A 12,949-nucleotide genomic window follows, 5' to 3' on the forward strand; every position below is an offset into this window, starting at 1 on the left:
CTGCTGGACGAACCGACGGAACACCTCGACGAGCACAGCGGTGCCGAGCTTCTCAGGCGCCTGCTCGACCGGGACGGCGGAGTGGTCGAGCGGGACCGAACGGTCGTGCTCGTGACCCATCGACTACCCGCCGACACCCTTGCTGACCAGGTGATCGACCTCGGAATTTCGCTACCGGCGGAACGGTCGAATAATCCTTTGCGGACCCACGAATCTCGGCGTACTTTGTCGAGTACACGAGAGAGGAGGTGGTCTGAAGTTGATGAACTCTAGGACGCGTGAGGTGGCTGCCAGCTAGCCGCTACCGCTGACGGATTCACACCCGCGCGAGCGGCGAGCGAATCCCCGGCAGCTACCCGGCCCCCGAGCCCTCGGTCCGTCCGACCGAGACCTGACAAGTCAGGAACGGCTCGGGGGCCGTTCGCATGTGCCCGTTGTAAGCCGATGTAGCGAGTGTCAGCCGATGTAGCGAGTGAGGCGCGCAGACAGGCGGGGCGCAAGTTCGCCGTCGGCACCGATGCGCTCCTCGACGTAGGCCAGGTCGGCACCCTCGACGATTCCGTACAGCCGTTTGGCGCCGCCGACCAATGCGCCCGAGGTAGATCGAATCACGACGTCGGTCGCGAGTTCCCACGATGATTGATTGAGTGCGTGGCCGTAGTACAGCTCGACGAGTCCGGTGCTGTGCGTCAGCAGGAGCTCGAGAACCTCTTCGTTCTCGCTACCTTTTTCGCCGTCTCCGCCACTGACACGCCAGAATCCGACCTCGCGGAGGTCTGGGTGGGCGTAGTTGCCGTCCGAGTCCAGGCGCCACGAGCGAGACTCCCAGCCGAGGTAGGCGCCGCCATCGTGAGTCACGACGATCTGCTGCCCGAACGCATATTCCACTCCAGTCTCGGGATCGCGACCTTCGCCGTTGCCTCGCCAGACGCCGACCAACGGCAGCAGCGCAAGCAGTGCGGGATTCAGATCGGGGCCGAGCCGGAGGTTCGCTGTGTCCTCGGGGTGCGGGAGATCGGGAAGAATCGGAACATTGCGCCCCGAGGTGGACGCGAACTTCTCGGCGGCCTCGGCAATCGCGTCGTTGGCGGACCGAGTGCCGTCCGGTTCGTCGGCGGCGCGTTCACTCACGATTCGTCGGTGACCAAGCGGTAGACGACGTACAGCGAGAACGCGATGATGGCGACTGCGGCGAGCGCAAGCAGGACTTCGAAGAAGATGACCACGTCGCTGAGTTTAGACCCAGAGGGCCCGCGGCTGGAAATTCGGTCTGCCAGAAGCACACCGCGATTGTGACGTGTCCCAGGATTTGGTCGCACGAATGGCCGGAACGCAGCGTTCTGGGTCTACAGAACGCATTCGACACGGTACTTTCTCCAAGAAGCGTCGGACTGGGGGTCGATCGAGTCCGACGCTGCTGTGCGTTCGAAAGTATCAGGCTTGGGGAAGGATCCGTTGATGCCGCGCAATTTTCGTGCTGGCTCGTTTCTGTCCGTATTCGTGACGATGGCAGCAGCATTGCTGCTGGTGGTGCCTGGCGCAGCGTCTGCGGCGCCGGGTACGGGGTCTGCGGACTCCGAGTCTTCGGACAGTGGTTCTGCGGGGACCGGCTCCTCGGACGGACCCAACATCGATCCGAACAACTACGCCCAGGACTGCCCCGACGTTCTGATGCTCGCGGTTTCCGGTGCGACGGACTCCGACGCCGATCGCGATCCATTGAACGAGGCGCCCCGCTCGGTGGCGTCCAACTGGGTGGGAAATGTCACACTTCCGATCGGTCAGGTCAATGCCAACAGCCCCGGCTCGGTCGGGTGGCTCTACGTGCCGTATCCGTCGACATATGGCGTCGGTCTACTGACCGATGTCGAGACGTACCAGCAGTCGGTCGCGGACGGCATAGCCTCCACCAACCGCTTGCTCGACGAGTACAAGACGAAGTGCGGCGACGACACGAAGTTCGTTCTGCTCGGCTACAGCGTCGGTGCCGAGGTCGTCGAGCGGGTTGCGATGGAACTCGGCCACCGCGACCCGAACGCCCTCGTGACCGGCGACGACTTTGCCGGCGTCATGATGATCGGCGACCCGTACCGTCCGGCGGGTGCCCCGAACTTCGACGAGCCAGGCCCGTCGCGCGGCGGTTTCCAATCTCGGACGCCGAAGGACTACGGGACACTGAACGACAAGGTGACGTGGTCGTGTCGACCATACGACCTGGCATGCGACGCTCCGGACAACATCGTCGCGTTGCAACTCGCCTTGGGCATTCTGGGGCAGATGCGGTTGACGGTTCTGAACCCGGTTCAGACTGTCGCGGATTTCGCCCGCGCAGTCACCTCGATCGCGACGCGAGCCATCGTCGATATCGTCACGAACAAGAACTGGCTCGAATCGGACGAGACGCTCCTCGAGGTTCTGCTGAAGGTCTCGGATCAGCTCTACGAGGTCGACGAACAGAAAGCCTGGGAGCAGCTGACCCCGGACCAGCTGCTCGCCGACCTCAACTGGGCCATGGGTCCGGGTGCGGGCAAGGTTCGCGAGAAATTGCACGAAGAAGGCGTCGGACTCGTGGAGAACAACAAGGGCATCGTCGACGTCGTCGTCGAGCCGTACATCTTCATCGGGTTCCTCCAGCACCTTCTGTACTGGAACAACAATCCCGGTGACGGTAGGGAGTGGGAGAGCGAGAAGATCGTCGCCTGGGTGACAGATCTGGCACAGACCGAGCGGGAGAGCAACGACGCCGACCTCGCTCCCGCCGAGGCGCCTCCGGTCGATGGGCAGCCGTCTGAGCCGAGCCCTCAGGTTGTGCCGGAACCCGGGACCGTCACGCGCGACAGCGATCTCGGAGCGTTCCTGGAGTCGCTCGGGATCGTGCCCCCGGGTGTCTTTCCGCCGCAGTACTCGACGGTTCCCGAACAGACCCAGCAACCGTCGACCGAGATCGTCCCGGAGGCGGCCCAGGGCTGAGCCGTTCGTGTGGGCTGGAAGGTGCGCGTACGGCCCCGGATTTGGACCGAGTGTCTCTTTCGGTCACCTCGGCGGCTGAACGCGCACGTTGCAGCCAGGGCACGCGTTGCAACTTGCGCGTGGGCTGGAAGGTGCGCGTACAGCCCCGGGACGCAGCGAACGGCTCATTCGGTCACCTCGGCGGCCGAACCCTCAGAACACGAAGAACCCCGCGCCTCTCGGTGCGGGGTTCTTCGGCGTACAGCTGAAAGTCAGACTCCGACGGTCACATTCGCCGAATGGATGCCTGCGCCTTCGGGGGTGATGTCGGCCTGGCCGTTGCCCGACGCCGACAGCGCGCGCAACGTCCAGGTGCCCGGTGCGGCGAAGAAGCGGAAGTCGCCGGTACCGGATGCCACGACCTCTGCCGTGAACTCGCCGGTGCCGTCGAGCAGACGCACGAACGCGCCGGCTACGGGCTCACCGTCGGTTGCGAGGACGCGGCCGGTGATGACCGTTTCCTTCTCGACGTCGACTCCTGCGGGAATGCTCTGACCTTGAACGGGTGCACCACACATAATCAGTGGACCTCCAACTCGATGGGTGCTCCGACGAGGGAGCCGTACTCGACCCAGCTGCCGTCGTAGTTCTTCACGTCCGACTTGCCGAGCAGTTCCTTGAGGACGAACCACGTGTGGCTCGAGCGCTCGCCGATGCGGCAGTAGGCGATGGTCGCCTTGCCGTCGTCGTAGCCCTTGTCCTTGTAGAGAGCTTCGAGGGCGTCGTCGTCCTTGAACGTGCCGTCCTCGTTGGCCGTGGTGCTCCACGGAATGTTGATGGCGCTGGGGACGTGCCCGCGCTGCTGTGCCTGCTCCTGGGGAAGGTGCGCGGGAGCGAGGATCTTGCCGGAGAACTCGTCGGGTGAACGGACGTCGACCAAGTTCTTGTTTCCGATTGCGTCGATGACCTCGTCGCGGAACGCGCGGATCGACAGGTCGGGAGCCTCGGCGTGGTACTGCGTCGCCTCGCGGGTCACGACGTCCTTCGAGAGGGGGCGTCCGTCGAGCTCCCACTTCTTGCGGCCACCGTCGACGAGCTTGACGTCCTTGTGTCCGTACAGCTTGAAGTACCAGTAGGCGTATGCCGCGAACCAGTTGTTGTTTCCGCCGTAGAGAACGATGGTGTCGTCGTTGGCGATGCCCTTGGACGAGAGCAGATCGGAGAACTGCTCCTGGTTCAGGAAGTCGCGGCGGACCGCATCCTGGAGGTCTTTGCGCCAGTCGAGCTTCACGGCGCCTTCGATGTGGCCGCCGTCGTAGGCGCTTGCGTCTTCGTCGACCTCGATGAAGACGGTCTTGGGGGCGTTCAGGTTCTGCTCGGCCCAGTCGGCAGAGACCAGGACGTCGGAGCGAGCCATGGGTTTCCTTTCGATCTTTTCTGTACTTCGGTGAGTGGTGGGTCGAGCGATCAGGAGCGTGCGGATTGTGTCCGCAGCCGCGCCACGAGGGGGTAGATCTGGCAGCCGAGGCAGAATGCGAACGCGGCGTTCAAGAAGGCCGCGAACAGTGCGAAGCCGGTAGCGACGGCGCCGACGACGGGGGCTCCGAGCGCGAAACCGAGAACGCCGACGGCAGCGAACACGAAGCCGACCAGCTGGGCGAACTTCAGTGGTGCGACCGGCTCACGTTCGGACGTCGGCGCAAGTCGCGGTGCTACGAAAGTGGCGAAGATCGTGCCGTAGGGACTGTTGCGTGGCCCACGAACTGCGCCGATCGCGAAGGCCACGGCCTGTGCAGCGAGGAGAACCCCGGCCGCGGTGGTGGCGAACGTGGACAGAACGAGAACGGCGGCGAGTACGGCCGTGGTGATCCACGCGGCGAAGCGTGGGCCCCGTACATCGACCTGGGAAACTGACGGTGCGGTGTCTATGGACATCGTGAGTGAATGCTCCTGCGTCGGGGAGTGCAGCTACTGCGAACGGCAACGAACTTGCACGTTCATCGGTGATCTCGGCTCGGGTCCTGACGGACTCAGTGGCCTACCTGCGCACGATGGCGCGGCGGCATGAACGGATCAGCAGCAGCGACAGCAACAACCGCCCAGACGGCACAGGTCAACCGTGCGGCGACTGGTGAGCAACAGCTCTTGGCGGGACAACACATCGAGCATCCTACCGGAGAAGTCGGACCAGCAGAAACTACGGGTTCACCAGGGCGGAACGGAGTGCCTCGGCTTTCGGAACTCCGGAGATGCGTGCCCTCTCGACGAGACCCGCGCCGAGGACGAACGTTGTCGGCAAGGACATGACGTTCATCGCACGGGCGAGTTCGGGATTCGCATCGATGTCCAGCTCGAGGTCGACCGGTCCTTCGAGGTCGCTCAGGACCTGGCCCACTACACGTCGGACTGCAGCGCACGGACCGCACCAGTCCGCCGAGAAGTGCAGCACTACAGGCGCATCGAGTGGGGCGCCCGCAGCGAGAAGCAGTGCGCGTAGCTCGGGCGAACCTGCGGATTCGGACACGCGCACCTTCCCGGCACGGGAGCGGTACACAAGCCCGAATGCTGTGGCCGCTACCAGAACGACGAGCAAAACTGTGATTCCGATCATGGCGCTTCGATCTGCTCCAGGTCGATCATCACGTTCTCGGCACTGCCCTCGATGACGATTTGAGAACCCTCCGCATAGACATCGGTCGGGAGCACTCCGAACGGGAGCGTCTGCTTGTCGATGGTCTTGGTGAACAGCCCGAGGACCGTCGGCTTCGCGAAATCGGGAATCGTGAAGTCGGCATTTCCCTCGGGTCCGAAGTAGAAGTCACTGGCAACGATGTCCACGCTGTCCCCGTCGAGGATCAGATCGGCCTGGACGCTCACTTCCGTACGAATCGGTCCGACCGGCACCGTTCCGGTCAGAACGACGCCTCCGTTCGTGGTCATCCCCGAGCCTCCCGACCCGCCGGTGCCATCGGACTTGTCAGCTGGGGGAGCGGACACCTGCAGGTCGACGATGTCCAGGAACCGACCGAGGTCTGTCGCTTCGATGCGCACGCGGCCATCGAGTTCGTCGACGGGCACTGCGTTCACGGACCCCTCGACGAGGTCGGAAAGGGGTACCGCGACGCCACGAAGGTTGGCTTCGATCGTGGTCGAACCCACATAGTCGTTGGGCACATCCTGCGCTCGTATCTCGACGTTCTGATACTTGCCGTCTGCGGCCTGGGTCAGGAAGGGGAAGCCGTGAACGATGACCTGTGGATCGGACGACAGATCACCGCCGTCACGAATCGCGCGAGACACGCGGTACTCCGAGTACGCCGCAGCCCCGAAATCCACGACGAGGGCCAGAGCCGCCAGGCTCACGAGTCCGATGATCAGTTTGCGCATGACGACCATTGTGACCGATGGCGTCGGGACTTCGTTCTCTGCAGCCGGGTCGTTCCGCAGGCTTCACTCTCGCGAGTCGGGCACGGCGACGGGCGGTCGACCCCGAAGACACGCTAGTCTGATTGCTTGAACAAGCAGTCGACCTCGCCGGAGGAGTCGACGTGACAGCGGTACGAATGGAGGCCGAGTGGAACTCCTGCTTCTGACCTCCGACCCTAACCCGGAGGCGGTCCTACCGTCCCTTGCACTTCTCGCGCATCATGTCCGGCCCGCACCTACCGAGGTGTCTTCGCTTCTCGAAGCAGGTTCTGCGGACATTGCGCTGGTGGATGCGCGCACGGATCTTGCTGCAGCGCGCGGACTATGTCGTCTTCTCGGTAGCACCGGCTCGGCAATTCCGGTCGTCGCGGTGCTCACCGAAGGTGGTCTCGTCGCAGTCAACTCCGAATGGGGTCTCGACGACATCCTGCTGCCGGGCACCGGTCCAGCCGAGCTCGACGCGCGATTGCGATTGCTTGTCGGGCGGTCCGGAGGTGTCGCCAGTCCTGAAGCGTCGGGGAAAATTACTCTCGGCGAACTGGTCATCGACGAGGGCACGTACACGGCGCGGCTGCGTGGTCGCCCGCTCGACCTCACCTACAAAGAGTTCGAGCTGCTCAAGTACCTCGCTCAGCACGCGGGCCGGGTGTTCACTCGCGCGCAGCTGCTGCAGGAGGTCTGGGGCTACGACTTCTTCGGTGGAACCCGAACTGTCGACGTCCATGTCCGTCGCTTGCGGGCGAAGCTGGGCAGCGAATACGAATCCCTGATCGGGACTGTGCGCAACGTCGGCTACAAGGCAGTTCGGCCGAGTCGCAGTGCGAAGGGCGGGCCCGTTCAGTCCGACGGTGACGACGACCTGGACGGTCCTGACACCGACGGCGTCGAATTCAGTTCTCTGGGCGGCGCGACACATGGAAGCAAGAACTGACCGACGATGACTGTTTCGTTCGATATCGCCCGGCTCGACCCTGCCGCGATCACGCCGACGGTGGCCCAGCAGATCCGTTCCATCGTGGTGCGTGCCACTGAGGTGGACGGCACTGCGCCGCTGTCGGAGCAGGCTGTGAAAGCGGTCACATCGGGCAATGAGGTGACACATCTCGTAGCCACGAGCGGCTCGGCGATCGTCGGTTATGCGGGGGTTGCCCCTGGCACGCCGTCGATGGCGGAGGTCGTCGTCGATCCCGAGTTCCGCAGGCGCGGTACCGGAAGGTTGCTCGTCGAGCGAGCGCTGTCCGAAGGCGGCACAGGCGCACGAGTCTGGGCGCACGGCAATCTCGCACCGGCGCAGGCGGTGGCGAGCGCACTCGGATTGGACATCGCGCGCGAGTTGTTGCAGATGCGACGTCCGCTCGGAGCACCCGAACTTCCCGACGTCGTCGTTCAGGACGGTATCTCGCTTCGCACTTACCGAGGGCACCAGGACGATGCAGAGTTGTTGCGCGTCAACAACGCAGCATTCTCCTGGCATCCGGAGCAGGGCGGGTGGACGGAGAAGGACATCGCCGAGCGTCGAGATGAAGCGTGGTTCGATCCGGCCGGTGTGTTCCTCGCCTTCGAGGAGGGGACGGACACACTCCTCGGCTTCCACTGGACCAAAGTGCACCCTCCCGAAGCAGGCGAGAACGAGATCGGTGAGGTCTACGTAGTCGGCATCGATCCGCAGGCTCAGGGGCGGGGGCTCGGTCGGATTCTGACGCTCGCTGGGCTGCACTATCTGCGGAACCGCGGGCTCGGGGACGTTCTGCTCTACGTCGAGGCCGACAATGCGGCCGCTGTCCATACCTACGAACGCCTCGGTTTCACACGTTTTCACGTCGACGCCGCGTACACCCGTCGCTGACCGATATCCGCGGTTTTGGTTCGCGCTGGATTGACTCACAGTCTGTTTCGGTCACTTGGGACGGAGCGAATGTCTCATTCGGTCTCCTGAGTGGAGCGAATGTCTCATTCAGTCACTCTGAGTGTGCGAATGTCTGTTTCGGTCTCCTGGGCGGAGCGAATGTCTCATTCGGTCACCTGAGGGGAGACAGCGAATGACCCATTCGGTCACCGGCAGTGGTGACCGAATGGGTCATTCGGTGGACTTCAGGCGCAGCAGCACGCCAGGCCTGGGCAGGCTCGAGTGTTAGGCGCCCGGGACCTTGGCGGTGTTACCCAGTTCGACGGGCAGCTCGCCGGTAACGAGGAAGATCACTCGACGGCCGACCTCGACTGCGTGGTCGGCGAATCGCTCGTAGAAGCGTCCGAGAAGGGTGACGTCGACCGCCGCTGCGACACCGTGCTGCCATTCGCGGTCCATGAGGACAGTGAACAGGTGACGATGCAGATCGTCCATCGCTTCGTCTTCTTCGCGGAGCTTGGCCGCACGCTCGGGGTCGCGGGTTTCGAGAACCTCGCGGGCGGAGGCTCCGAGCTGGACCGCGATACGACCCATCTCGGCGAAGTATCCGTTGACCTCTTCGGGGAGGGCATGGTTGGGGTGGCGTCGACGAGTGATCTTTGCGACGTGCAGGGCAAGGGCGCCCATTCGGTCGATGTCGGCGACGATCTGGATACCGGAGACGACCGAGCGGAGGTCGGTGGCGACTGGTGCCTGGAGCGCGAGCAACGAGAACGCCTTCTCCTCGCACACAGTGCTGAGTTCGGTGATCTTGTCGTGTTCCGATATGACCTGCTCCGCGAGGACCAGATCGGCTTGAAGGAGTGACTGAGTGGCCTTGTCCATGGCGGAACCGGCCAAGGAGGCCATCTCACCGAGAAGATCGGCCAACTCGTTCATCTGTTCGTTGTAGGCGACGCGCATAGGATGGGAGTTTAGTGCGTCGCACCGACCTATTCGTGGTCGCGTGGGTGAACGGGGCGTGAATGGATCCGCTCAGGCGCAGGTGTCGTCGGCTGCGTTGGTGAAAGCGATGTTCTCCGGCAACGGCGGTGCCACGGTGCTGCCGTCGACCTGCGTCATCTCTACAGGCTGACCGGGCGCTGCCGGCGGGGTGGTGTTGCCAGGGTAGTCGGCGCCCAGAACCACCTCGACGACGTTGTCCAGCCCTGCAGCCTGCTCGACGACGGCTCCCGGGATCGCGGATGCGACCGTGGCGGCTTCGGATTCCTGGCCGGGGGTGTAGCGAACGACGGTTTGGGCTGCCGTTCCGACGAAGTTGCCGACCTCGAGTATCTGGAATCCGTACGTCGACAGTTCGGCCGACGCAGTCGCAGCCATTCCGGAAATATCCGACGCGTTGGACACCTGGACGGACACGGTCGCCGGATCCACGGCCAGCGTCGGAACCACGGCTGGTGCCGTGGCCTCGGGTGCCGGTGTCGGCTCGACTCGTTCTTCGCCGGGGAGCGGGAGGTCGTCGATGATCGCAGTGAACAGCGCCTCGATCGCGCTGTCGACGGGAATCTCGTTGCCCCAATCGTTGGTGCCGTCCGTCGGTAGCGTCAAGAACGTCACTGCCCCTGCGTCGACGTTCTGCAGCGACCGGCCCAGCGTCACCAGGTCCTGGGTCTTGACGTTCTCGACGAACGTGTCGCGAGTGAAGGCGCTGACGAAACCGTTGAGTTTGCCAGGGTCGAGGAGCACGTTGTTCGACAGTGCGGACCGCAGCAACGAGGAGAGGAATCGCTGCTGACGCTTGATGCGGCCGTAGTCACCGTTGCCCTCGGATTCGACGTTACGAGCGCGCACGTAGTTCAAGGCGGTACGGCCGTCGATTCGCTGCTCGCCGATGTTCGGCAGTACCGTTCCGAGCTCGTAGTCCACGAGGGGTTGGGGTGTGCAGACCTCGACGCCGCCGACCTCGTCGACCATCGATTCGAACCCGGCGAAGTCCATGCCGACGAAGTGCCCGATCTTCAGTCCAGAGATCTTCTGAATGACCTTGACCAGGCATTTCGGGCCACCGAGTGCGTACGTGGCGTTGAGCTTGTCGCCGTCGGCGGCGGGGTAGATCTCTCCGTCGTACGTGTTGGTGTCGTTGTCGAAGCCCTCGCACTCGGGCCGCTCGACGTCGAGATCGCGCGGAAACGACACTGCGACGACTCGGCTGCGATCGGCGGGAATATTGACGAGCATGACGGTGTCCGATCGCGCGCCTTCGGCATCGGCGACTGTGCCGGCGCCGATCTCGCCACTGGCTCCGGCTCGAGTGTCGGTTCCGACGATCAGATACGTCTCGTCGCCGTACTGGCCTGCGGCATCGATGACGTCCGTCGAGTTCGGATCCAGGGCTGCAACTTGAGCGAAACCGCGGTCGGTGCTGCGAAGGTAGCCCCACACGACTCCAGTGAGTGCGACCGCCAGAATCGCAATGATCGAGACGAACCCGCGGGCGACGTTGCGGACCCGCTTTCGGCGGCGCACCTTGCTCATCGCCAGCCGGGTGAGCGCCGGGCGTTCGTCGGCGGGAACACCGACGGCCACTGGCTGCGCCTGGACGGGCGGTGGGGTGTGGGCGGTGATCGGATCGATCTTCTCGGTGGGAGCGTCGACGTCCGGGTGCGGTGCAGTCGGACGCGGTCGAGGTGCCGCGGGCGCTCTGTCCTCGGTTCCCCGACCCATCAATTCTGCCACCGAGACTGCGTCGGAGTTCCCGGGAGATCGCTTACCGAGACGCCTCAGACGTCCGCTGTCGGTCTCGGGCTTGGGTACGGGTGGACTAGCAGGTCCGACGGGGTCAGGTGTGGGCCGATGAATCTGGGAAATGGGGCGTTCCCACGGAGCCCGACCGTCGGACGCAGGCGGGCCCGAATCTCGATCGTCACCCACGTGTTCTTTCCCTGACCTTCCTTGCGAATCATTCGCCGTCCGTCAGGCGATCCCAGCCATGATACTTAGGAAAGCTGTGTGGTCCACTTCGGCGACGACCGACCACGTCAGGAGCAGGTCAGCCGCCCGAATGCATCAGGTCCGCACCCACGGGCACCGAAATGTCCTCCGGATCGTCGAGCCAACCCTCCGGCAAGGACACCGCTCCAGGGGAACCCTGTCGGCCCCGCGGACCTTCGGCGTCCTTGGGGAACGGGACCGTCGGGTCCAGTTGTTCCAGCAGATCGTCCAATTCGGGCAATGTCTTCACCAACGCCATCGACACCCGCAGTTCGGAGCCCGCTGGGAAACCGCGGAGGTACCACGCAACGTGCTTGCGCAGTTCGCGAAGACCTTTGTCTTCGCCATGGTGGGCTGCCAACAACTCTGCGTGCCGTCTGATCACGATTGCCACCTCACCGAGGGTCGGTGGGGCAGGTTCTTCGCGTCCGGCGAACCTAGCACTGAGTTCGGCGAACAGCCACGGCCGGCCGAGGCAGCCTCGGCCGACGACGACGCCGTCACAGCCCGTCTCGGCCATCATGCGCACCGCGTCGGAGGCGGAGAAGATATCTCCGTTGCCGAGAACGGGAACATCGGTGACGTGTTCTTTCAGTCGCGCGATCTCGTTCCAGTCTGCGGTCCCGGAGTACCGCTGTGCTGCGGTTCGTGCGTGGAGCGCGACGGCAGCCGCACCCTCCGACGCTGCTATGCGTCCGGCGTCGAGGTGTGTGTGGTGTTCGTCGTCGATGCCGATTCGGAACTTCACAGTGACCGGAATGTCCGTTCCTGCAGTGGCTTTCACCGCTGCGGCCACTATCCGCCCGAAGAGGTTCCGCTTGTACGGCAGCGCAGCGCCGCCACCCTTCCTGGTCACTTTCGGGACGGGGCAGCCGAAGTTCATGTCGATGTGATCGGCGAGATTGTCGTCGACGATCATCTTCGCGGCAGCGTAGGTAGTCTCCGGATCCACCGTGTAGAGCTGGAGCGACCGCGGAGTCTCCGTCGGGCCGAATGTCGTCATATGCATCGTCGCGGGCTGGCGCTCGACGAGGGCGCGGGCGGTAACCATCTCGCACACGTAGAGGCCAGAGGTACTCCCGGCTCGCTCGAGTTCCTGTTCGCGGCACAGCGTGCGGAAAGCAACATTGGTCACACCCGCCATCGGGGCGAGCACTACCGGGCTCTGGAGTTCGAGTGAACCGATCCGCAGTGTCATGGGGGAAGAGCCTCGTTCGTTTTCGTGTTCGGTCTTTTCAACGATCAACGCCCGACACCGTGAGGGTGCCGGGCGTGATCTGTGGTCAGGCAGCGACTAGGAAGCCTGCTTTTCCGCCTTCTTGGCCTCGCGTGCCAGCGAGCGGTCGCGCATTTCCTCGAACTTGGTGGCCTGCTTCTCCAGGTCTTCGAGGAACACTGCGAGCTCCTCGCGCTTGTTCTCGCCGCGACCGGTGAAGTCGTCGCGCTCGAAGATCCGCCACTTGCGCAGAACGGGCCACACGACGTCCTCGAGGTGTTGACGAAGGTCGTAGATGCCGTGCTTGGCCATCAACACGCCGTTGCGGCGGAAGTTCGGCATGCCGGCACCGGGCATCTGGAAGTTCATGACGATGTCCGACAGAGCGTCGAGTGTCTGATCCGGTGCGATGTCGAGAGCCGCAGCGCTGATGTTGCGGTAGAAGATCATGTGCAGGTTCTCGTCGGCCGCGATGCGCTGAAGCATGCGGTCGGCGATCGGGTCGTCGCACACCTTGCCGG

The 12,949-nt window shown here is 64.0% G+C and carries 13 protein-coding genes and 1 pseudogene; 4 read left to right on the plus strand and 10 right to left on the minus strand.

The features are described from left to right. Window positions 1–273 (plus strand): annotated as a pseudogene (locus A2J03_RS31515) (ABC transporter ATP-binding protein); the annotation flags it as partial. 183 nt (window positions 274–456) lie between these two features. On the opposite strand, the gene A2J03_RS05400 reads toward A2J03_RS31515, so the two are convergent. Beyond that, entirely contained in the window at window positions 457–1,077 is a 621-nt protein-coding gene (locus tag A2J03_RS05400) for an FABP family protein (protein WP_442971323.1), read from the minus strand. A gap of 381 nt (window positions 1,078–1,458) precedes the next feature. Between A2J03_RS05400 and A2J03_RS05405 the strand changes: the two genes are divergently transcribed. Continuing rightward, window positions 1,459–2,970 (plus strand): cutinase family protein, encoded by a 1,512-nt coding sequence (locus A2J03_RS05405; protein ID WP_068370530.1) that lies wholly within the window; start codon window positions 1,459–1,461, stop codon window positions 2,968–2,970. 251 nt (window positions 2,971–3,221) lie between these two features. Here the strand turns inward: A2J03_RS05405 and A2J03_RS05410 are convergent, their stop codons facing one another. The 5 genes from A2J03_RS05410 to A2J03_RS05430 form a co-directional block, all read right to left on the minus strand. Further along, window positions 3,222–3,527 (minus strand): DUF1416 domain-containing protein, encoded by a 306-nt coding sequence (locus tag A2J03_RS05410; protein ID WP_068370531.1) that lies wholly within the window; start codon window positions 3,525–3,527, stop codon window positions 3,222–3,224. 2 nt (window positions 3,528–3,529) lie between these two features. Further along, complete coding sequence (locus tag A2J03_RS05415) at window positions 3,530–4,366, minus strand: sulfurtransferase (RefSeq protein ID WP_068370532.1); 837 nt, start codon at window positions 4,364–4,366, stop codon at window positions 3,530–3,532. Window positions 4,367–4,416: 50 nt separating this feature from the next. Then, on the minus strand, window positions 4,417–4,884 hold the full coding sequence (locus tag A2J03_RS05420) for a DUF4395 domain-containing protein (RefSeq protein WP_068370533.1): 468 nt from the start codon (window positions 4,882–4,884) through the stop codon (window positions 4,417–4,419). A 262-nt stretch (window positions 4,885–5,146) separates the two neighbouring features. Continuing rightward, a complete protein-coding gene (locus A2J03_RS05425; protein WP_068370535.1) occupies window positions 5,147–5,560 on the minus strand; it encodes a thioredoxin family protein in 414 nt (137 codons plus the stop codon). Continuing rightward, the gene (locus A2J03_RS05430; RefSeq protein ID WP_068370550.1) at window positions 5,557–6,336 is read right to left on the minus strand and encodes an LmeA family phospholipid-binding protein; all 780 of its coding nucleotides are present in this window, start codon (window positions 6,334–6,336) and stop codon (window positions 5,557–5,559) included. Before A2J03_RS05430 ends, A2J03_RS05425 begins: the two co-directional genes overlap by 4 nt. Window positions 6,337–6,523: 187 nt before the next feature. Here A2J03_RS05430 and A2J03_RS05435 point away from each other — a divergent pair, with 187 nt between their 5' ends. Both A2J03_RS05435 and mshD read left to right on the plus strand, forming a co-directional pair. After that, window positions 6,524–7,306 (plus strand): winged helix-turn-helix transcriptional regulator, encoded by a 783-nt coding sequence (locus A2J03_RS05435; RefSeq protein WP_068370537.1) that lies wholly within the window; start codon window positions 6,524–6,526, stop codon window positions 7,304–7,306. Window positions 7,307–7,312: 6 nt separating this feature from the next. Further along, window positions 7,313–8,221: a mycothiol synthase gene (mshD, locus tag A2J03_RS05440; protein ID WP_068370541.1), complete on the plus strand. Its 909-nt coding sequence runs from the start codon at window positions 7,313–7,315 to the stop codon at window positions 8,219–8,221. Between the two features lie 285 nt (window positions 8,222–8,506). On the opposite strand, the gene phoU is transcribed toward mshD, so the two are convergent. The 4 genes from phoU to A2J03_RS05460 all read right to left on the minus strand — a co-directional run. Next, window positions 8,507–9,184, minus strand: coding sequence for a phosphate signaling complex protein PhoU (gene phoU / locus A2J03_RS05445; RefSeq protein ID WP_068370543.1), 678 nt, complete (start codon window positions 9,182–9,184; stop codon window positions 8,507–8,509). A 72-nt stretch (window positions 9,185–9,256) separates the two neighbouring features. Next, window positions 9,257–11,152, minus strand: coding sequence for an LCP family protein (locus A2J03_RS05450; RefSeq protein ID WP_068370545.1), 1,896 nt, complete (start codon window positions 11,150–11,152; stop codon window positions 9,257–9,259). 118 nt (window positions 11,153–11,270) lie between these two features. Then, entirely contained in the window at window positions 11,271–12,410 is a 1,140-nt protein-coding gene (gene dusB / locus A2J03_RS05455; protein WP_068370548.1) for a tRNA dihydrouridine synthase DusB, read from the minus strand. A 96-nt stretch (window positions 12,411–12,506) separates the two neighbouring features. After that, window positions 12,507–12,949, minus strand: a 443-nt coding sequence (locus tag A2J03_RS05460) for an acyl-ACP desaturase (protein ID WP_197480629.1), incomplete at its 5' end; no start/stop codon positions are given.

Source organism: Rhodococcus sp. EPR-157 (assembly GCF_001647195.1).
In the GTDB taxonomy this organism is placed as follows: Bacteria; Actinomycetota; Actinomycetes; order Mycobacteriales; family Mycobacteriaceae; genus Rhodococcoides.